Source organism: Kitasatospora sp. NPDC048662 (assembly GCF_055587065.1).
In genome coordinates, this window is record NZ_JBVJHA010000004.1 from 114,311 (window position 1) to 135,298 (window position 20,988).

16 protein-coding genes are annotated in these 20,988 nt (G+C 73.2%); 11 read left to right on the forward strand and 5 right to left on the reverse strand.

Annotated elements, in window-relative coordinates:
- Nucleotides 1-35 precede the first annotated feature (35 nt).
- Complete coding sequence (locus ACZ6R9_RS13960; RefSeq protein WP_465538333.1) at nt 36-1,160, reverse strand: site-2 protease family protein; 1,125 nt, start codon at nt 1,158-1,160, stop codon at nt 36-38.
- A 348-nt stretch (nt 1,161-1,508) separates the two neighbouring features.
- Between ACZ6R9_RS13960 and ACZ6R9_RS13965 the strand changes: the two genes are divergently transcribed.
- From ACZ6R9_RS13965 to ACZ6R9_RS13985, 5 genes are all read left to right on the forward strand, one after another.
- Nucleotides 1,509-1,916 carry an archease gene (locus tag ACZ6R9_RS13965; RefSeq protein ID WP_380478203.1) on the forward strand — a complete coding sequence of 136 codons (408 nt, stop codon included), beginning with the start codon at nt 1,509-1,511 and terminating at the stop codon, nt 1,914-1,916.
- Nucleotides 1,917-1,942: 26 nt separating this feature from the next.
- A complete protein-coding gene (locus ACZ6R9_RS13970; RefSeq protein ID WP_465538334.1) occupies nt 1,943-2,926 on the forward strand; it encodes a CapA family protein in 984 nt (327 codons plus the stop codon).
- A 5-nt stretch (nt 2,927-2,931) separates the two neighbouring features.
- Nucleotides 2,932-4,359, forward strand: a complete 1,428-nt coding sequence (locus ACZ6R9_RS13975) for an RtcB family protein (RefSeq protein WP_465538335.1) — start codon at nt 2,932-2,934, stop codon at nt 4,357-4,359.
- Between the two features lie 93 nt (nt 4,360-4,452).
- Nucleotides 4,453-4,791 (forward strand): ArsR/SmtB family transcription factor, encoded by a 339-nt coding sequence (locus ACZ6R9_RS13980; RefSeq protein WP_380478200.1) that lies wholly within the window; start codon nt 4,453-4,455, stop codon nt 4,789-4,791.
- Complete coding sequence (locus ACZ6R9_RS13985) at nt 4,788-5,963, forward strand: MFS transporter (protein ID WP_380478199.1); 1,176 nt, start codon at nt 4,788-4,790, stop codon at nt 5,961-5,963. Before ACZ6R9_RS13980 ends, ACZ6R9_RS13985 begins: the two co-directional genes overlap by 4 nt.
- A gap of 202 nt (nt 5,964-6,165) precedes the next feature.
- Here the strand turns inward: ACZ6R9_RS13985 and ACZ6R9_RS13990 are convergent, their stop codons facing one another.
- Entirely contained in the window at nt 6,166-6,765 is a 600-nt protein-coding gene (locus tag ACZ6R9_RS13990) for a class I SAM-dependent methyltransferase (RefSeq protein WP_465538336.1), read from the reverse strand.
- 202 nt (nt 6,766-6,967) lie between these two features.
- Nucleotides 6,968-9,250 (reverse strand): DUF7927 domain-containing protein, encoded by a 2,283-nt coding sequence (locus tag ACZ6R9_RS13995; RefSeq protein ID WP_465538337.1) that lies wholly within the window; start codon nt 9,248-9,250, stop codon nt 6,968-6,970.
- 779 nt (nt 9,251-10,029) lie between these two features.
- Here ACZ6R9_RS13995 and ACZ6R9_RS14000 point away from each other — a divergent pair.
- From ACZ6R9_RS14000 to ACZ6R9_RS14020, 5 genes are all read left to right on the forward strand, one after another.
- Entirely contained in the window at nt 10,030-10,581 is a 552-nt protein-coding gene (locus ACZ6R9_RS14000) for an Rv1733c family protein (protein WP_380478196.1), read from the forward strand.
- 261 nt (nt 10,582-10,842) lie between these two features.
- The gene (gene ppsA, locus ACZ6R9_RS14005) at nt 10,843-13,209 is read left to right on the forward strand and encodes a phosphoenolpyruvate synthase (RefSeq protein ID WP_465538338.1); all 2,367 of its coding nucleotides are present in this window, start codon (nt 10,843-10,845) and stop codon (nt 13,207-13,209) included.
- Nucleotides 13,210-13,300: 91 nt separating this feature from the next.
- Nucleotides 13,301-14,413, forward strand: coding sequence for an ABC-three component system protein (locus ACZ6R9_RS14010; RefSeq protein ID WP_465538339.1), 1,113 nt, complete (start codon nt 13,301-13,303; stop codon nt 14,411-14,413).
- Nucleotides 14,410-14,883, forward strand: a complete 474-nt coding sequence (locus ACZ6R9_RS14015; RefSeq protein ID WP_465538340.1) for an ABC-three component system middle component 2 — start codon at nt 14,410-14,412, stop codon at nt 14,881-14,883. Before ACZ6R9_RS14010 ends, ACZ6R9_RS14015 begins: the two co-directional genes overlap by 4 nt.
- Entirely contained in the window at nt 14,876-16,705 is a 1,830-nt protein-coding gene (locus ACZ6R9_RS14020; RefSeq protein ID WP_465538341.1) for a hypothetical protein, read from the forward strand. Before ACZ6R9_RS14015 ends, ACZ6R9_RS14020 begins: the two co-directional genes overlap by 8 nt.
- A 9-nt stretch (nt 16,706-16,714) precedes the next feature.
- Here the strand turns inward: ACZ6R9_RS14020 and ACZ6R9_RS14025 are convergent, their stop codons facing one another.
- Complete coding sequence (locus ACZ6R9_RS14025) at nt 16,715-17,413, reverse strand: CBS domain-containing protein (RefSeq protein ID WP_465538342.1); 699 nt, start codon at nt 17,411-17,413, stop codon at nt 16,715-16,717.
- Between the two features lie 226 nt (nt 17,414-17,639).
- On the opposite strand from ACZ6R9_RS14025, the gene ACZ6R9_RS14030 reads away from it, so the two are divergent.
- Nucleotides 17,640-17,867, forward strand: coding sequence for a DUF1918 domain-containing protein (locus tag ACZ6R9_RS14030; protein WP_380478193.1), 228 nt, complete (start codon nt 17,640-17,642; stop codon nt 17,865-17,867).
- Nucleotides 17,868-17,919: 52 nt separating this feature from the next.
- On the opposite strand, the gene ACZ6R9_RS14035 is transcribed toward ACZ6R9_RS14030, so the two are convergent.
- Entirely contained in the window at nt 17,920-20,697 is a 2,778-nt protein-coding gene (locus ACZ6R9_RS14035; protein ID WP_465538343.1) for a bifunctional acetate--CoA ligase family protein/GNAT family N-acetyltransferase, read from the reverse strand.
- Between the last annotated feature and the right edge of the window lie 291 nt (nt 20,698-20,988).

Sequence of the window (20,988 nt, forward strand, 5' to 3'; positions counted from 1 at the left end):
GTTCTCGTGGTGCCGGCCGGCGGACGATTCGTGGCTCAGCTGTCGCGCGGGGTGGTCGGAACTCTCGCCCGGGCGATCCTGGAGAGGTCTTCGAGGGTGATGATTCCGACCAGCCGGCCGTCGTCCAGGACGAGGATCGGGGGCCGCGCGGTCGCGTTGTCCAGGACTTCGACGAGGTCGTCATCGGGCGCGGCGACCAGACACCGGCCCAGTGGCGTGGCCACGTCGCGTACATGGACCTCGGCCCTGCGGGCGGGCGGGATCATCGCGAGCCGGCGCAGGTCGACCAGGCCGCTCGGGCGGCCTTCGAAGTCGATCGCGGGGACCACCGGGTGGTGGGGGCGTGCGGTGAGACCGGTGAGGAGACGCTCTGCGGTGAGCCAGTCGGGAGCGGTGACCAGGGGTGAGTTCATCACCTCTTTGATCCGCATTCCTCGCACCGCCGTCACCAGTGCGGCGCGGCGGACCTCGGCAGTGGCGGAGGTCCACATGAACAGACCGATGAGCATGAGCCAGATCCCGGCCGTGCTGCCGTGGAGGAGTTCGAGCCAACCGGCTGCGGACAGCAGCAGGCCGGCGCCCTGGCCGACGCGGCCGGCCACTTGCTCGGCGCGTTCGCGGTCTCCTCGGCGCCACCAGACCGCGGCCTGGAGGATCCGTCCTCCGTCCAGGGGCGCGGCGGGCAGCAGGTTGAACACGCCGAGCAGGAGGTTGGTCCAGCCGGTCCACAGCAGCACCGCCGCGGGCAACGTCCAGTGGAGGGTGCGCAGTGCACCGAGCCCGGCGGCCACGGACAGCCCGCCCAGTGCGAGGCTGGTGAGCGGTCCGATCCCGGCGACGGCGAACTGGAGCCGGGGGTTCGGGGGGCGTCCCATGCGGGTGATGCCGCCGAGGGCGAAGACCGTCATGTCGTCCACACGGACGCCCGCGCGGCGTGCGGTGACGGCGTGGGCCGTCTCGTGCAGCAGCAGGCTCACGGTGAGCAGCAGCGCCCCGACCACGCCGGCGAAGCCGTAGGCGGCCGCCGAGCGGCCCGGAACCCAAGCGGGAAGCGTCTGCCCGGCCAGACCGATGCCGAGGACCAGGATCAGGACAGGCGCGCTCCAGTGGAACCGCAGCGGTATGCCGAAGATCCTGCCCAGCGGCGCCGACCCGTGCATTTCGGCCTCTCTCGGATTCTGCCCCCAAGCCTTTCGCCCCTTCCAATGTCCTCCCACCGCGACGGTCTTCAAAGGGCTTACGGGCCCGCCGGGCCCAGGGCCGCCGCGGCATGCCTTCCGGGGGAGTTCTCTCGCGGAGATCGGGCGGCGATGCGGGCGCCGGTGCCGGTGGGGCCGCGTCGAGGACGTGCATGGTCAGGTGGTGTCCGGCGGCGAGGACGAGGGGGATTGCCCCGGGCGGGGAGCGGGTCGAGTCTGGAGGGTAGGACGGTTTTTCGGTCGCGGACGGCACGAGGAGAGCCAGCGATGATGACCGAGCAGTGGAGTTCTCGGAGCGGTCATCGGGCCGTGGCACACACGGCGGACATGCGGGTGGAGGCGTGGGCGCCGACTGCGGAGGACTGCATCGCCGAGGCGGTGGGCGGGGTGGTCGAGGGCTTCGCCGACATCTCCGCGGCCCGTTCGGCCGGTGAGCGCGGGTGCGAGGTCACGGCGGAGAAGGACGAGGACCTGCTGGTCTCGGTGCTGGAAGAAGTGATCTACCGCCTGGAGGTCCACGGTGAACTACCGCTCGGCGCTGCGCTGGGCGCGATCCGGGACACGGCGGACGGCCGGGCCGTGTCGGTCCGCTTCACGATGGTGGACGCCGACACCGCCGAGCTGGTCGGGGCGGTGCCCAAGGCAGTCTCGCTGCACGGGCTCCACCTGGACGGTGGCCCGGGGGGCTGGACCTGCCAGGTGACGCTCGACGTCTGAACACGACTGGGGAGCACAGCGGAGAGATGGCGCTCACGGTGGCACTGGCCGGCGACACGATGCTCGGGCGTGGCGTCGCCGAGGAGCTGCGGCGTTCGCCGACGCCGCAGACGCTGTTCGCCGCCGAGGTGCGGGAAGCACTCGCGGAGGCCGATCTCGTGGTGCTCAACCTGGAGTGCTGCGTCTCCGACCGAGGGCACCGCTGGCCGGACCCGTACAAGCCGTTCTTCTTCCGCGCGCCTCCCGCTGCCGCGAGGGTGCTCGCCGAGTTGGGGGTGGACTGCGTGACCCTGGCCAACAACCATGCCCTGGACTACGGCTTCGACGCCCTTGCCGATACCCGTGCCCTGCTGGAGGGCGCCGGTGTCCGTACGGTGGGAGCGGGCCGGGACGTCCTGGCGGCCCGGCGGTTCGCGGTGCTGGAGACGGGCGGGGTGCGGCTGGCGGTGGTGGCCGCCACCGACCACCCGGAGGACTACGCGGCCGAGGAGCAGCGTCCCGGGGTGGCCTGGGCCGATCTTCACGCGGGCGTCCCCGACTGGCTCCGGGCGCTGGTGGTCCGGGCCGCGCAGGAGGCCGACATCGTGCTGGTCACCGCGCACTGGGGCCCCAACATGACCTCCCGGCCGCCGCGGCACGTGCTCGCGGCGGCACCGCAGCTGCTGACGGCCGGTGCGGCACTGGTGGCAGGACACTCCGCCCACGTCTTCCACGGCGTCGCCGACCGGATCATCTACGACATGGGCGACTTCCTCGACGACTACGCCGTCCACCCGGCGCTGCGCAACGACCTGGGGCTGCTGTTCCTGGTCACCTTCGACGGGCCCGGGCCCGCACGCCTGGCCCCCGTCCGGCTGGAAACGCTGCCCATGTTCCTCGACCACTGCCACACCCGCCTCGCCCGCGGCGACGAGTGGGAGTGGATCCGCGAGCGGTTCACCACCGCCTGCGCCGAGCTCGGCACCGACGTGGGCGAGCGGGCCGGACGGCTGACCGTCGACTGGAGATGAGAACGGTGGAGATCACGCTCGTCGAGGAGAACCCCAACCGCTTCCGCATCGAGCAGCGGGACCGGATGCGGGTCCCCGGGGTGGTGTTCGCGTCCAAGGACCTGCTGCCACAGGCGGCGGGCGACAAGGCGCTGGAACAGGTGGCCAACGTGGCGACCCTGCCGGGCATCGTCCGCGCCTCCTTCGCCATGCCGGACGTGCACTGGGGCTATGGCTTCCCGATCGGCGGGGTGGCCGCCACCGACGTCGCCCGCGGCGGGGTCGTCTCACCCGGCGGCGTCGGGTTCGACATCTCCTGCGGCGTACGGCTGCTGGCCGCCGGCATCGACCGCGAGGCACTCGACCACCACCGGATGACGCGACTGATGGACGTCCTGGACACCACCGTCCCGCGCGGCATGGGACGCGGCGGCCTCTGGAATCTCTCGGGCCCCGAGGAGATGGACGAGCTCCTGGTCGGCGGCGCCCGGTACGCGGTCGAGCACGGCCACGGCGTGCCGCGCGACCTGGACCGCTGCGAGGACTCCGGCGCCCTGGACGGCGCCGCCCCCGGACAGGTCGGGCGGCGGGCCGTGGAACGGGGCCTGCACCAGGTCGGCAGCCTCGGAAGCGGCAACCACTTCTTCGAGCTGCAGGCCGTCGACCACCTCTACGACGCCGATACTGCGGCCGCCTTCGGACTTCACACCGGCCAGGTCTGCGTCATGATCCACTGCGGCTCGCGCGGCCTGGGCCACCAGGTGTGCACCGACCACGTCCGCACCATGGACCGTACGATGCACCGCTACCGGATCGACGTCCCGGACCGGCAGCTCGCCTGCACGCCCGTGAACTCCCCACCCGGCCGTGACTACCTCGGCGCGATGGCCGCGGCCGCCAACTACGCCCGCGCCAACCGGCAGTTGCTCTCCGAGGCCGCCCGCCGTGCCTTCGCCGACGTCGTCGGGGCGGGTCTGGAACTGGTCTACGACATCTCGCACAACACGGCCAAGGTCGAGACCCACGAGGTCGACGGGGTGGAGCGCCGCCTGTGCGTCCACCGCAAGGGCGCCACCCGGGCGCTGCCGCCGGGTGACCCGAGCCTGCCCGGGGATCTCGCCGGCGCGGGCCAGCCGGTGCTGGTCCCCGGCACGATGGGCACCGCCTCGTACGTGATGGTCGGCATGCCCGGCAACGGTGCCTTCCAATCCGCCTGCCACGGCGCCGGCCGGGTCTGGAGCCGCCACCACGCGTTGCGCATGGTGCGCGGCGAACGGCTCCGTGACGAGTTGGAGGCGAACGGCATCGCCGTGCGCCCGTCCTCGTGGCGCGGCCTCGCGGAGGAGGCGCCGGAGGCCTACAAGGACGTCGATGCGGTCACCGCCGCCACCGAGGGTGCCGGGCTCGCCCGCCTCGTCGCCCGGCTGGTGCCACTGGGCGTGGTCAAAGGCTGACCGGGCGAGGTTCGGCGGATCCGCTTGATCGTGCGAGAATTCCCGCACTATCATCGTGCGAAAATATCCGCACGATATACGGAGGTGGTTCCCATGGCACCGCCACGGGTGTACGAACATCCCGAGGCCGACGAGATCGCCATCCCGCGAGTGCTGTTCGCGTTGAGCGAGCCGCTGCGGCTGTCGATGGTGCGAATGCTCGCGGAGCGCGGCGAGGTGGACAGCATCGAACTGGGACCGGACCTGCCGCGCTCGACACTCACCCACCACACCAGCCTCCTGCGCGAGACGGGCGTGACGTTCGTCCGCGCCGAAGGGCGCAAGTGCATGATCCGGCTGCGCCGCGAGGACCTGGAGAGGCGGTTCCCCGGCCTGATCGACACGGTCCTCGCCGGGTACCAGGAAGCCCCTCCGGCGGGGGAGGGCGCGTGATCCGCCGCCTCTGGCCACTGGTCGTGGCCGCAGCCGCGCTGGGCGTCGATGCCTACGTCCTCGCCGGAGTGCTGCCCGCGATCGCCGATTCGCTGGCTGCCACGGTGGCGGCGGTCGGCCTGGGGGTCACGGCCTTCACGGCCGCGTACGCCCTGGCGGGGCCGCTGCTGTCGAGGACGCTGATCCGGCGGAGCACCGCGGCGGCGCTGCTGATCGCGCTGGGCGTGTTCAATCTCGGCAACCTGGTGACCGTGCTCTCCCCGGGGGTCGAGGTGTTCCTCGCCTCACGGGTGATGGCCGGAGCCGGTGCGGGGGTGCTCACCGCGGTGGCGACCGCGACCGCCACCGCGATGGCCGCCGACCACGAACGGGGCCGCGCCATGGCCCTGGTGACCTTCGGTCTGTCCACCGGAACGGTCGCCGGAGTGCCGATCGGGATGATCGTCGGCGACCGGTTGAACTGGCGGTGGACCATGAGCCTGGTCGTCGCCGTCGGCCTGGTCAGCATGGCCGCGCTGGCGGTCAAGGCACGTACGATTCCGCCGCTGCCCGCCTCGCGCGGACCCGCCTTCGCGGTGCTGCGGTCGTCGCGGACCCTCGTCGGGGTCGCCGCCGCCTTCCTCCTCGGCGTGGCCAGCCTCGGGCTCTACACCTACCTGCTGCCCCTGGCCGAGGCCCGCGGACTCCAGGGCTGGGGTTTCGCGCTGGTGTGGGCCTGGGGCATCGGCGGAGTCGCCGGCTCCGCCCTGATCGGCAGGGCCCTTGACGCCTTCGGGCCCCGCGCCCTGCTCATCGCCCTGCCCGCTGCGCTCCTGGGCGGCTTCGCCGCCTTCTGGGTCTTCACCGCCCCGGCGGTGTGGCTTGCCGCGGCGACGCTGTGGGGCGCGGCGGGATGGGCGTGCGTCCCGACGCTGCAGCAGGCGCTGACCGCGCACCGGCCGCAGGAGGCGATGCCGATCGTCGCGTTCCAGATGGCCGCCATGTACCTCGGGTCCGCCACCGGGGCCGCCGCAGGCAGCAGCCTGCTCGCCCACGGCACCGATCCGCGGGAACTGCCCGCCTGGGCGCTGGTGCCCACGGCTCTGGCGCTGCTGCTCACCGGATGGCTCGGCACCAGTGCGCTCGGCGCGCGCCGCCGCGCGACCGACCTCGCGTGCGAGGTCGTGGGCTGATCCTGCAACGGTGCTGGTCGTGACGAGGCCTCAGCTCCTGGGCTGTGGCCTTGTCGCCTGTCATGCCTGGTCGGGGCTCGGTGTCGGCGTCGGCGGTGCCAGTGGGACCAGCACAGGGTGTGGTGTGCGGCGGATGATCGTCCGGCCATGGCGGATCGGCTGCGGGGTCGGCAGCCGGAGCTGCCGACCCCAGGGGCGGGGGTCAGTCCCGGGCGCGGCTGAGGATCCAGACGCCGTAGGCGTCGTTCGCGGGGTGCAGCTGGTAGGTGCCGGCCCGCAGGTCGATGCGCAGGCCGGCGGCGGTCAGATCCGCCTCGAACTCCGCCGCGGGGTAGGTGCGGGCGTGCGGCGGAGGGTCCTGGAGGTGGAAGCCGACCAGGATCCGGCCGTTCTCGCCGAGCACGTCGCGCATGGCGCGCAGGGCCGCGCGTTCGGTGCCCTCGGCCAGGTAGACGACGACGTTGCCCACGCAGACGACCAGGTCGAACGGGCCGTCGCCGGGGCCGAGGTCGAGAATGTCGCGTTCCTCGATCGGCAGTCCGGGATAGGTCTCCCGGGCCTGCCGGACCAGGGCCTCGTCGGGCTCGATCGCGACCACCTCGTGCCCCCGCTTCCGGAGCGCGGCGGCCACCCGGCCCATGCCGGCACCGGCATCGAGCACCCGGGCGCCGCGCGGCAGGAGCGTGTCGGCCAGCCGGGCCTCGCCGTCGACGTCCTCGCCGGCGGCGATCAACTCGGCGAACCGCTTGCCGAAGTTTCCGCTGTTTCCCGCCTCCTGCCAGCGGGTTCGTCGCGTCGTCATCGGTATGGGCTCTCCAGGTGGCAGCGTGGTCCCGTCCATGCCTCGCATCCTAAGACGAGGCCATCGGCGCTGGTGACGGCCTTCGTGCGGGCGGTCCGGACGGCACACCTCAAGGAAGGCAGCCGACCAAAGTGCGGGGCACGGCATACCACGGCCGCACCAACGCGGGGGCGTGGGTGCGGCCGTGGGGTGGTCGTGGGGGTCAGTGGGTGCGGCGGCGGCTTCTCAGCAGCAGGAGGGCGCCTGCGGCGACGGTGGTGAGGGCGGCGAGGGCGGCGACGGGCAGGACGTTGCTACCGGTCTCGGGGAGGTGGCCGTGGTGGTCGTGGTCATGGCCGGGCGGGGGCGCGTGGGTCGGGCTCGGGCTCGGGCTCGGCGAGGGGCTGGGGACGGTGACCGGGACCTCGGTGCGGCAGCGCGCGTCGGTCGAGCCCGGCGCGCAGTTGTTCGCGTAAGTGGTGGAAGTGACGCCGTTGCGCAGTACCGCGGAGGCGGTCAGCGTGGAGCGCACGGTGACGGAGTAGTCGATGGTCGCGGTGGCGCCGACGGGCAGGTCCCCGCTCCAGGTCAGGGTGGTGCCGGAGATCTGGACCTGGCCGCGGTCGGCGGTGGCGTCGTTGTTGTAGGCGGCGGAGTCCAGGACGCCGGCCAGGTCGTCGGTGAGGGTGACGCCGGGGGCGTCGGTCCGGCTGGTGTTGGTGACCTGGATCCGGTAGTGGACGGTGTCGCCGGGCTCGGCGCCGGTGGGCTCGGCGGTCTTGATGATGGTGTAGCCGGGCACCGCGGCGACGGTGTTGCGCACGGTGTTGCTGGTGCGCTCCTGGACGCGGCCGGTCTGGCTGCCCTGGAACTGGAGGGTGGCGGTGTCGTCGAGGTGGGTGCCGATGGCGGCGTCGGCGTCGACGGTGACCTGGAGGGCGACGTTGGTCTCGGCGCCGGGCGGCAGGTCGTTGACGGTGCAGGTGACGGTCTGCCCGCTCGCCTGGCAGTCGGGGTTGGAGGCGGGGACGAAGGTGGTGCCGGCCGGGATGGTGTCGGTCACGGTGATCTCGGTGGCGGTGTCGAGGTCGGCGGAGCTGCCGTCCTGGCGGCGGTTGGCGACGGTGAAGGTGTAGGTGATGGTCTCGCCGGGGCCGACCAGGCCGGGCGGGTTGTCGTCCGGGTTGCCGGGCGGGGTGTTGGCCTTGGTGATCCGCAGGTCGGGTTCGAGGGCGTCCAGCGCCAGCCAGGCGGCCTGCGGTTCCAGGGCGTCGCCGGCGCCGCTGATGCGGACCAGGGCCTGCGCGGCACCGGCCGGGATCTTGCCGGTGACGTCGATCATCCGGGCGTCGTAGCCGTAGTTGTTGATCGGGTCGGGGTCGCGGGTGGTGATGTTGGTGCCGGTGCCGTCCGCCGCGACGTGGTCGATCCGGCTGGTGAACGCGTTGTCGGTGCTGACCCCGGTGGGCCCGGGCATCGGCAGCAGGATCAGGTTCTCCGGGGTGGAGCCGACGGCCAGGGTGTCCCCGGCGATCGGTGCGTCGCCGTCGCCGACGGTGATGCCCAGGGTGGCCCGGGGGGCCGTGGTGGCGGGTGTGCGGATGCCGCCCAGGGTGAGGGTGGTCTCGCTGTCGGGGTCACGCAGCAGCTGGTAGCCGTCCCAGACCTGGAGGTAGCGCATCGGCTCGGCCAGGTCCTCGTAGGCGACGACCAGTGACCAGCCGCCCCAGCAGCCCACGTTGTTGCCGCCGAAGTTCTGGGCCGAGGAACGGCCGGCGCACGCCTGGATGTCGGCGACGGTGTAGCTGCCCGCGCCGGCGGCCCTGACCTCGGCCGTCACGTCCTTGACCGCCCCGGCGGCCAGCAGCGGCTCGGGCGGGTTCCCGCCGACCTTCTGGTCGAACCAGTCGTAGGTGTCCGCGGTCACCTGCTGGTAGTCGCTCGCGCCCGGGACCTTCCAGAAGACCTGGTTGCCCGTGTTGATATCGCCGGAGGTGCCGCCCGCGGTGCTGGTGTTGGTCGGGTTGAACTGCCAGTACAGGCGGGCCGACAGGACGTTCGCGCCGGCCGGAAGCAGCAGCTGCGCGGAGGAGGCGTTCGGGCCCGGCGCGTTCGGGTCGACCTTGATGAACTTGGTCCGCCCGTTGTTCGAGCCCTCGGTGTCCGAACAGACCGTGCCGTCACTGTCGTCGCAGGTCAGCACCGAGTTGGAGGCCATCGTCAGGTTGCCGTGCGCCAGCAGGTCGACCACCGGGTCCGGGCCGATCGGACGCTGCGTCCCGGCCCCGCGCGGCCTCGCCCCGGCGGCGCCGACCGCCTCGGCCGCGGGCTTCGCCGGCGGCAGGGCGGGGCGGGCGGCGGCCTGGGCCTGCCCGGACCCGGTGGTGTCGGCGGTGGCCGCGGGGGCCGCGCCGGTCAGGGTGGCGGCACCCGCACCGAGCACCACCGCCAGCAACGTGGACAGGACGCGCGGCGGACGCCGGCGCGGTCGTCGGACAGAAGACACGGGAACCTCGCTGTCAGGAGGGACACGAACAGCAAACCTCGTACCTGCCCGCACGACCGCCGAAGCCCGACGGCCGGGCTCTTCACTCCGCCGGAGCAGCCCGGCTGGCCGGATCGCCCGGAGTGTGGCCGGTGCGCCGGTGACGGGACCGCGAAGGCGCGGGCCGGGCCGCCCCGCCTCGCCCGCGAGCGGCTGCGGATCGAAGGCCTTGAAAGCAGCGCCGGCGCCCATCCGGCCGCGAAGGTGATGGCCCCGGTCGCGGCGGTGTGCGCCGGGGCGGACTCCATCGACGACACGGACCGGTTGCGGCACGGTGCCACGGACCGGCTGTTCGGCGGGGTCCGTCCGTGCTGGGCACGTTCCCGCCTTCACTCACGGGCACAACCGCCAACTGCGCCCGGCGCACCGGGACTTGCGCGCCGGCGGCCCCTCCTCGGACCGGCGTTCCCCGGTGGCTGCCCCGCAACCGCCCAGCGAGCCGCCCGGAGGCGATCGGTGACCCCACGGGGCTCGGACACGTGCCGATCGCCACCGCGTCCCGGCGCTTGCCGGATCGGCCCACATCGCCGCGAGGACGGCGTCCGCGCTGCCGGGGCCGTGAAGGCGACCCGGTAGCCCTCGTCGGCGCCGTGCAGGACGCCTGGGCCGAGCAGGCCGAACGGGGCTGCCCGGTCCGGTTGCCGGGGCGAAAGGGCCGTTCGGACCACGTGGAGCCACGCCCGTCCAGGGAAGGCTGGGAACGAGGGGAGTCACGCCGACCCGATGAGGAGGCGGACGTCATGCGCACGCGTGCGCGGCAACGGACGAACCCGCTGAGGCGGGGCAGCGACCGCGTCCAGTGGTGGGTGGCCCGGGTGCTGCTGGTGCTCGCGGTCGCCGGCCTCCCGGCGGCGCTCGCCGTCGGCCTGGCGGTCCAGCACGAGCAGGCCGCGGCGGCCCGGGCCCAGGCCGCCGCCCGGCACCCCGTCGTGGCACGGCTCGCCGAGGACGCCCCGGCCGGGCTCGTCGGCAAGGTGCCGGCCGCCGTCACCTGGTCCGCCGACGGCACCCTCCACCGGGCCACCGCCGAGGTGGCACCCGGCCGGAGCGCCGGCACCCCGGTGCGGATCTGGCTGGACGCCAACGGCGCCGTCGTCCACCCGCCGGCCACCACCGGCCGGGCCACCGCGGCGGCGTGGACCGCCGCCCTGGTCACCGCCACCGCCCTGCCCGCGGCCGGTGCGCTGGCATGGAAGGGCACGCTGTACGTCCTCGACCGCGGCCGCTACGCCCGCTGGGACGCGGAGTGGCGGCAGGTGGAGCCCCGCTGGACCCGCCGTCAGCCGAGCTGACGACCCCCGGCCGACCGCCGCCGCACCGGCCCACCCGCGCACCCGCCCGCCCCCTGGGCCGGTCGGCCCCGGGGGTTCGGGCTGCGCGGCCCTGGGAGCGGGCCCGGCGGCGAGGGACCGTGGAGGAGACACCCCCCGAGGAGGTGGCAGCCATGGACCGCATCCGGATCCCCCGGCGCCCGCCCCGCCCGCAGCCGCGCCCGCCCCTGGACCCGCGGACCCCGTCCGGCCGACCGATGCCCTACTGACCGGGGAGACGACATGCGACGGATCATTCCCTTCAACGAACTCGGCCGCGCCGACGTCGCCCTGGTCGGCGGCAAGAACGCCTCGCTCGGTGAACTCACCACCCGGCTCGCGGCGGCCGGAGTCCGGGTACCCGACGGCTTCGCCACCACCGCGGACGCCTTCCGCGAATTCCTCGACACCGCCGGTCTGCGGCAGCGGGTCGAGGAACAGCTCGGCCGGCTGCACCGGGACGCGCCGCTGCCGGAGGTGGGCGCGGCCGTCCGGGCCGCGCTGCTGGCCACCCCGCTGCCGCCGCAGCTCGAAGCGGAACTCGCCGACGCCTACCGGAAGTTGGCGCAATCCGCCGGCCGGTCCGACCCGGACGTCGCGGTGCGCTCCAGCGCGACCGCCGAGGACCTGCCCGAGGCCAGCTTCGCCGGGCAGCAGGAGACCTTCCTGAACGTGCGGGGCGTCCCCGCCCTGCTGGACGCCTGCCGACGCTGCTACGCCTCGCTGTTCACCGACCGGGCGATCGACTACCGGCAGCGGCTGGGCTTCGAGCAGCTCGCGGTCGCCCTCTCCGTGGGGGTGCAGCTGATGGTGCGCTCCGACCTCGGCAGCGCCGGCGTCGCGTTCACCCTCGACACCGAGACCGGATATCCGGACGTGGTGCTGATCAGCGCCGCCTGGGGGCTCGGCGAGACCGTGGTCGGCGGACAGGTCGATCCCGACGAGTACCTGCTGGACAAGCCACTGCTGGACGGCGGCGCCGCGCGCACCCCGCTGCTGCGGGCCACCGTCGGCGCCAAACGCCGCAAGGCGGTCTACGACGAGCACGGCTCCACCCGGATCGTCGACACCACCGCCGGGGAACGCACCGCCCGGGTCCTCGACGACACCGACCTCGACACGCTCGGCCGGTGGGCCGTCGCCGTCGAACGGCACTACGGCTGCCCGATGGACCTCGAATGGGCCAAGGACGGCCGGACCGGCGAACTCTTCCTGGTCCAGGCCCGGCCGGAGACCGTGCAGTCCCGGCGGGCCGGCGCGGTGCTGCGCCACTACCGGCTGACCGGCACCGGCGAACGGCTGGTGGACGGCCTCGCCGTCGGCCAGGCGGTCGGGCACGGCCCGGTCTGCGCGCTGTCGGCCCCCGGCGAGATCGCCCGCTTCCCCGAAGGGGCCGTCCTGGTCACCACGATCACCGACCCCGACTGGGAACCGCTGATGAAACGCGCCTCGGCGATCGTCACCGACCACGGCGGCCGCACCTCGCACGCCGCGATCGTCAGCCGCGAACTCGGCGTCCCCGCGGTGATCGGCACCGGCCGGGCCACCCACGTCCTGGCGAACGACCAGGAAGTCACCGTCTCCTGCGCCGAAGGGGAGCAGGGCCACGTCTACGCCGGACGGGTCGCCTGGGAGGAGACGCAGACCGACCTCGGCGCGCTCCCGCAGACCCGCACCCGCGTCATGCTGAACCTCGCCGACCCGGCCGCCGCGTTCCGCTGGTGGCAGCTGCCCGCCGACGGCGTCGGCCTGGCCCGAATGGAGTTCGTGGTCGCCCACCAGGTGCGGGTCCACCCGATGGCGCTGGTCCACCCGGAACGCCTGTCCCCGGAGGACCGGCGGGCCGTCGATGCCCTCACCGACGGCACGCCCGACCGCACCGAGTACTTCGTGGACCGGCTCGCCCAGGGAATCGCCCCGCTCGTCGCCTCCCGCCGGCCCGACCCGGTGATCGTCCGCACCAGCGACTTCAAGACCAACGAGTACGCCCGCCTGCTCGGCGGCCGCCCCTTCGAACCCGTCGAGGCCAACCCGATGATCGGCTGGCGCGGCGCGAGCCGCTACTACGACGACCGCTACCGCGAAGGCTTCGCGCTGGAGTGCCGGGCGCTGCGCCGGGTCCGCGACGAGATCGGCCTGACCAACCTCGTGGTGATGATCCCGTTCTGCCGCACCCCGGAGGAGGCCGACCGGGTGCTCGCCGAAATGGCCGCCAACGGGCTGGAGCGCGGGCACCACGGCCTGAAGGTGTACGTGATGGCGGAGATCCCCTCCAACATCGTGCTCGTCGAGGAGTTCGCCGAACGCTTCGACGGCTTCTCGATCGGCAGCAACGACCTCACCCAGCTCACCCTGGGCGTCGATCGGGACTCCGACCTGCTCTCCCACCTCTTCGACGAGACCGACCCGGCCGTCACCCGCTCGATCGAGCATCTGGTCACCGCCGCCCACACGGCCGGCCGCCCGGTCGGCCTGTGCGGCCAACGCCCCAGCAACGACCCGCAGTTCACCCGCTTCCTGGTGCGCTGCGGCATCGACTCGGTGTCCGTCGCGCCGGACAGCTTCGCCGCCGTCAAACAGTGCGTGGCCGACGCGGAGAGCGGCGGCTGACGCCTTGTGACCCGCGTGGAGTTTTCGTCGGCGGTCCGTGGTGGTATGGACACCCAGTGCGCTTGATCGCGGTCGCGCGTTGGAGGTGGGGATGGAAGACCTGTCGCTCGGGCCTGCTGGTGCGGCGAACGCGGTGTCTGTGTCGCAGTACACCGTTCCGGCCGCCCTCGTGCCGCTCAACCGGTTCGACCGGCGCACGCCCCTGCAACAGGTCTGGTTCTGGGAGCCCGTCGAGTGGGAGCGATTCACCTGCGAGTGGGTGCGTATGCGGGCACCGCAGGAGGGCTACCTGGGCGTTGAGATCATCGGCGGCAGCAACGACCGGGGTGCCGACGTCGTGGCGTTCTCCACCGAGCGGCGACTCAACGGAGAGTGGCACTGCTTTCAGTGCAAGCTCTACCACGACGAACTGGTGCTCGCGGATGCGTTGCCCGAGATGATCAAGCCATTCGTCGCGGCAGTGGAGACGACCAGGACGCTGCCGACCCGCTATACCTTCGTCGCCCCCAGGATCCACCCCCGACTCAAGGACCTGGTCCTGACGCCCGATGAGCTCAAGTCCCGATTCCTGGAGCACCTTCACGGGCGCTCGCAGGCAGTGGCGAAGCTGTCCGTGCAGGTTCTCCGTGAGGTCGTGAAGCGCGCCGAGGCCACCGACTTTTCGATGTTCTGGACTGTCAACCTGGACGAAATGCTGGAGGTCTACAGCAAGTCCCCGCTGTTTGCCGCCCGGTTCAACTATCCGCCCTCCGGCGAGCCCGCGAAGCTCCCCATTCCGGATCGGCCCGCCGATGACGAGGCCCGGTTCTTGGAGCAGTTGGTCGACGTGTACCGGGAGCGGTTCGGGGAGCAGATCGTGTCGGTGGATGATGCCTTCACCCATGCCCGGTCGGGCGGGCACCTGCGGCGCCAGCGCGAGGCGTTCTATGCAGCGGAGGCATTGCGCATGTACGCGCGGGACAGCGTGCCCGGCGACGCCTACACGGAACTGCAGGACGACGTGCTCGCCAACCTGGTGGAAGTGGCGGACGACGACCACGAATCGGGCTGGCACCGGCTGCGGGCAGTCGTCACCCAGGCCGGGAACCTGCAGGTGTCGGGCTCGGTCATCGCGTCGTACTTTCAGCAGGTCCAGCGCAAGGGCATGTGTCACCAGTTTGCGAACGACGACAAGTTGACGTGGTGCGACGGAGGCGAGCGGTGAATGTCCTCAACGGCCCGGTGGAGGTGGGCGTGCGGGCGCTGGCCCTGCTTGCCGAGGCCCACCCGGAGTCGCTGGATCTCGCCGCACTGGTCGTGCTCGACCATGCGGTCCTGCACAGCGAGGAGTTCGGCGGGCCGCCCAGCCTGCTGCCCGAACTGCCCGCCCAGCCGGGCGAACTCGGCCGCAAGCGCGAACTCCTCCATGAGGGCCTGTCCGTCCTCATACGAGCGGGTCTGGCGTCGATCGATGCCACGGCCGAAGGGTTGGTCTACCGGGCGACCGCCCGCGGCTCCAGTTTCCTGGGAATCTTCGAAGCTCCCTATGTCGGCCGACTGTGCGAGCGGGCGTCCTGGGCAGTGGAGCGACTCGCCCCGCACACAGACGCGCTGGCGTCCACGCGGGCCATCACACAGATCTGGCGCGAGCGGTTCGCCGCCGGCGCGCACCATCCGGGGGGCGGACATGAATGACCTCAAACTGACGCACCTCACCTATGCGGGCTCCGGCCTCCCTGACGCGCAGGTCGTGTTCTCCCCGACGTTCACCTTGATCTGTGGGGACTCCAACACGGGCAAGTCCTTCATCGTCGACTCCATCGACTACATGCTCGGCGGGCACATCGCCCCGGCGATCCCGCACTCGGAGGGCTACAGCCAGATCCTGCTCGGCCTGCTCCTGCCGAACGGCACGCCGCTCACCCTCGTCCGGGCACCGGGAAACAACAAGGTGCACGTGCACGTCGCCGACCTGCGGGGACTCGTCCACGCCGCCCCGGACGCGGTGCTGTTCGCCCGGCGGACGAAGAACCGGCGCGACGTCTCGCACTATCTGCTCGACCGGCTCGGGCTGGCTGATGTCTACATCCGCACCAATGAGGCGGGAAGCACCGAGCACCTCAGACTCGCAGACCTCACCCACCTGGCAGTCGTCACCGACGAGCGGATGGTCGACCAGACACCGCCCTCGCAGCGGGTTCGGGGCAACGCCGCGAAGACTGCCGCCAGGTCCGTGATGAAACTCGTCCTCACGGGTGAGGACGAACCGCCGGTGAGCAAGGTGCCAAACGCTGCCCAACGCCGCATCCAGAGGAGCAAGATCGCCCTGCTCGACGAATTGGTGATCGACCTGTCCGCGAAGCAGACCACCGAGGAGAATGAAGGCCAACTGCGGGCACGCCAAGCCCGGTTGGCGGCCACGCTCGACGCGGTGACAGCCTCGCTGCGTGAGGTGACGGACCACCAGGGCCAAGCCGCGGCCGAGCGGACGAAGCACACCGAAGCCGAGGAAGGGTTGGCGGTGCGCCTCGGCGAAGTGCGCGACCTGCTGGGGCGTTTCGACATCCTCCGACGGCAGTACGAGTCGGACCTCGCTCGGCTGGAGATGGTCGGCGAGGCCGGCAACCTGCTCGGTTACTTCCGGACCGGCCGCTGTGTGTTCTGCGGAGCAGAACCCGAGTACCAGGAACCTGCGCACGACAACCATGAGACCACCCACCTGTACGAGGCGGTCAGCGCGGAGACCGCCAAGACCCAGGCCCTGCTGGCCGACCTCCGGCTTACCATCGCCGATCTGGAGGAACAGGAGGACGACCTCCTCCGACAGCAGGAGCGGATGCGCGCCCGGGGCGCCGAACTCGACCGCAGGATCCGGATGCTCGAGGAGCAGCTTCTCCCAGCGAAGGGTGAGCTCGACCGGCTCCTGGCGGAGCGCTCGGAGATCGAGCGCAACCTCGAAGTGCTGGCACGCATTGGAGAACTCGACGAGCACCGTGCGGAACTGGTTGCGGCCGGAGCAGTGCCGTCCAAACGCGTGGAGTCGTCCATCCCCGGACGGGCCGTGCGAGCGTTCGACTCCGTGCTCCAGCGGATTCTCGAACGCTGGCACGTACCGGGTACCTCGCATGCGGGCTACGACCCCTACGGCGGAGACGTCCGTGCGGGCGGCCAGGCCCGAGCCGACCACGGCAGGGGCATGCAGGCATTGCTGCGCTCCGCCTTCTCCGCCGCGCTGGCCGAGTACTGCATCGAACGCAGGCTCCCACACCTGGGCTTCCTCGTGCTGGACTCGCCGCTGGTGACCTACGGGCAACTCCGTGACGAGGATGAGGATCATCTGGCCCCGGAGGTCAACAACAGCTTCTACCGGCACTTCCTCCGCTCGCCAGGACAGACGATCATCGTGGAGAACACACCGCCTCCCCTCGACGTCGTTGAACATGCCCATGTGGTGATGTTCCGCAGGACCGGAAACGGCCGACACGGATTCTTCCCGACCCGGCCTGGATCTGCCTGAGTTGGACGCTCAGCGGTCGGGCGTCCGGTAGGCGTGGGGGTGCTCGAAGTCGGGGCTGGTGTCGTCCTCGGTCCAGTCGAGGGTCTGGTGGACGGCCACCACGCCGTCGACCGCGCGGCACAGGCGTTCGGCGAGGGGGATCAGACTGCGGCGGGGCAGTCGGCCGGTGAGGGTGACCACGCCGTCCTGCACGGCGACGGCGACGGCGTCCGGGGCCAGCCACAGGGTGTGGCCGAGGACGTCGTGGACGATCTCCTCGCGGATCGCGCCGTCGTGCCGCAGGAACACCTGGAGCAGGTCGGCCCGGCTGACGATGCCGATCAGGCGGCCCGCCTCGTCCACCACCGGCAGGCGCTTGACCCGGTGGCGGTCCATCTGGCGGGCGGCCTCGCCGACGTTCCATGAGGCGCGCGCGGTCACCACGGGGCTGGTCATCAGCCCCCCGGCGGTCTCCGCCTCCGCCCGGGCCTGGTCGGGCGGCCGCAGCCAGCGGCCCGGATGGCGGTCCTCCGGGTCCGGCAGGACGGCCTCCTTGCGGAGCAGGTCCGCCTCGGAGACCATGCCGACCGGCCGGTCCTGGTCGTCGACCACCGGCACGGCGGTGATGTCGTTGCGGTGGAACAGCGCGGCGACCTCCTTGAACGGGGTGTCCGGCCGGGCCGTCACCACCTCACGGGTCATCAGTTCGGCGACACTGCGGTGCTGCATGGTCCTCACTCCTCCGCCGCTCGGTTCCGCTACCTCCACCATCGGCCCGACCGCCGGTACCGGGACAGGGCCGACCGGCCCCGCGTCCGGCCCCGGCGGCCCACGCGGACGCCCGGCGGACCGGCGGATCCTGGAAAGGGACCCCGGGAGGCCGTCAGGGATCGACCGGCCCGCCACCGTGCCCGGGCCGGTTCGGCGGTGTGCCCTCAGGAGAGGAGAACGCGGAATGAGAGCCGCGATCGGAGACCGCATCATCGTCGAGGGCACCCGCCCCGGCGCCGCCCGCCGCGACGGCGAAGTCGTCGCCCTGCACCACACCGACGGCAGCCCGCCGTACGACGTGCGCTGGTCCGACACCGGACGGGTGTCGGAGTACTTCCCCGGCCCCGACGCCCGGATCCACCACTACCCCGGGCCCGAATCGCAGCAGCGGCCGCACCCCGCCTCGGGCTGACACCGCCCCGGTCGCCGGGCCGGCGGTCGGTCCGTGCCCGCCGGCCGGCGATTCATCCGTCCTGCGCGGGCAGCGGCCGACGGAGCAGCCGGCGCAGGTACGGGTCGAACGGGAGCCGCGGTTCGACGCGGATCAGGGCGTCGGTGCAGAGCACGCCGTCGGACCGGACGAGGACGGGGCCGAGCCGGGCCTCGGTGAGCTGCGGCAGGTCGGTGGCCATCCGGGACACCCCGACCAGCACCCGGTGCAGGTCGGCCAGGTCGGCCGGGCGGTGGCCCGGCAGCAGCGGGTCGGCGTGCAGTTCGGCGACCATCGCGGCCGGGTCGGCATCGGTCAGCGGCGCGAGACGGGCGGACCGGTCGTGCAGCACCTCGCCGGTCGGGCCGCCGAGGCCGAGCAGCACCAGCGGGCCGAACACCTCGTCCTGGCGGACATCGACGCGCAGGTCGGCACCGGGCGCGGCCGCCGGGCGCACCACCACGCCGGCCGTTCGCCCGCCGGACGTCCGTCCGCCCGCCGAAGCGGTCGCCTCCCGGAAGGCGTCGCGCGTCTCGCGGTCGGTGCGGACCGTCCTCGGCGCGTCCCCGGCCGGGTGCCCGGTTCGGTGGGCGCTCAGCACGGCCCGGCCGCCGTGGCCGAGCAGGCGCAGCGAGCGGGCGGCGAGGACGGCGGTGTGCTCGTCGGGCGCCCACACCGTCGTGGTCAGCGGCAGGCGGTAGCACTCCAGCAGGTCGGCGGTGCGCGCCGGGTCGAGCAGGCCGCCGTCCGGCCGTTCGGCGAGGAAGCCGTCCACCAGCCGCTGCGCGGCCTCGGGGTCGCAGCCCGGCAGCTCGGCCTCGGCGGCCGCCGGACGGGCCAGCATCCGGGCCCGCGCGCGGGCGGCGGCCAGGGCGGACGCAGCCGAACGGGAGTCGGCGTAGGCCGGGATCAGCGCGCCGTCCCGGGCGGTCAGGCAACTGACCGGCGCCTGCTGGTCGATCCGTACGGCGGCGAGCGGAAGACGGCGTCGGCCCGGGCCGTCCAGGAGGGCGCGCAGCGGATCACGCTCCGGGCCCTCGGTCAGCGCGGTGGGCACCAGGCACACCACCAGGGCGTCCACGGCGTCGCTGTGTTCCAGCAGGTCGAGGCAGTGGAGCAGCTGGTCCGGCCCGGCGGCGGGAGTGATGTCGACCGGGTTGCCGGTGCCCGCGCCGTCGGGCAGCGCGCGGCGCAGCCGGGCGGCGAGGCCGTCCGGCAGACCGGGCAGGTCCAGGCCGGCCTCGGCGCAGGCGTCGGCGGTGAGGATGCCGATCCCGGCGGCGTTGGAGACCACGGCGACCGTGCCGCGCTCGGCGGGCAGCGGCTGGGTGTGCAGGAGCGCCGCGGTCTCCACCAGCTCGGCGACGGAGCGGGTGGCGGTGATGCCGGCCTGGTCGAACAGCGCGGCCCGGGTGACGGCCGGGACGGCGGCGGCGGCAGTGTGCGCGGCGGCCCCGCGACGGCCGGCCGAGGAACGTCCGGCATCGACGGTCAGGACCGGGAAGCGGCGGGTGACCCGGCGGGCGGTGCGGGCGAACGCCCGTGGGTTGCCGAAGGATTCGAGGTGCAGCAGGGCCAGGTCGGTGCGGCCGTCGCTCTCCCACCACTGCAGCAGGTCGTTGGCGCTGACGTCGTACTTGTCGCCGAGCGAGACGAACGTCGACACGCCGATGCCCAGCCAGGCCAGCCGCTCCAGCAGCGCGATGCCGACGCCGCCGGACTGCGCGGCGACCCCGGCCGTGCCGGGCTGCGGGAACGCCCCGCCGAACTCGGCGTCCAGCCGTACCGCCGGATCGGTCTGCGCCAGGCCCAGGCTGTTCGGGCCGACCAGCCGCATCGAGTGCGCCCGGCAGCTGTGCAGCAGCTGCCGGGCCTGGTCGGCGTCCAGGCCGGAGGTCAGCACCACCAGGGCGCGGACGCCGGCCCGGCCGCACTCCTCGGCCGCGGCGGGGACCGCGTCGGCGGGAACGGCGAGCACCGCCAGCTCCGGTGCCCGGGGCAGCGCCGCGAGCGAAGAGTAGGAGGGCAGATCGGCGACCTGCTCGGCGTGCGGGTTGACCGCCCACACCTCGCCGCGGAAACCGCCGTCGTGGATCTTGCGCAGCACGCTCTGCCCGACCGACCCGGACCGCCGGGAGGCCCCCAGGACGGCGACCGAGCGCGGCCGCAGCAGGGCGGTGAGGCTGGCGAGGTCGGCGGTGCGGCCGCGTTCCTCCACCGCCCGCAGGTAGTGCTCGTCCGTTTTCGCGCCGGCCAGCGGCACCAGGATCCGGACCTCGCCCTCCCGGTAGCGGCGGTGCACCGGCAGCCCGAGGTCGGAGAACAGGCGGTGCACGGCGCTGTTGCCCGCCAGGGCGTCCGCCTCGAAGACGGTGACGCCGCGCTCCCGGGCGGCGTGCACCAGGTGCTCCAGCAGCAGGCTGCCGACGCCCCGGTGCTGCCAGGCGTCGGCCACCGCGAGGGCGAGCTCCGCGGTGCCGGGCTGCTCGGCAGCGGTCTCGACGTCGGCCTCCCCGACGAGCACGCCGCCCGCCCACACGCCGAGCGCGTACAGCTCGGGACGGGGCGGCCCGCACAGCCGGTCGGCCGTCAGCTCCGGGGCGCGGCGGCTGGTGCCGAGGAAGCGCAGCCGCCGGCTCGCCTCCGACATCCGCTCCGTGTGCAGCGCGAGCACCTGCGGGCGGTCGGCCGGGACGAGGGGCCGGATCGACACGGTGCTGCCGTCGGCGAGCAGCGCCTCCTCGCCGGGCGTCCGGCCCGCTCGTCCACGCGGTGCCGGGGAAGGGGTGGTCCTCGCGGGCTGCTCGGTCATGGCGGCGCTCCTTCGGCCGGTGGGTCCGGGACAAGGACCCCTCCGATCCACCGTGCGACGGTGCGGCAGCACCGGCCAGGGCTCGCGGGGACCTTCCGGGGCGCAGCGGACCCTGTTCAACCGGGGCCGCCCGGCCCACCCCGGCCCGGATTGCTCGCACGCCCGCCGCGATTCGCGTCCGCCGCCAAGTTCCGGCCCCGGTCCCCGAACCGCCCCGGCCAGGGCCTGCCGGGTCCGGGGCCGCGCCACGCGCCGTCCGGGCCCCGCGCCTACCCTGGAAGACGCCGTCAC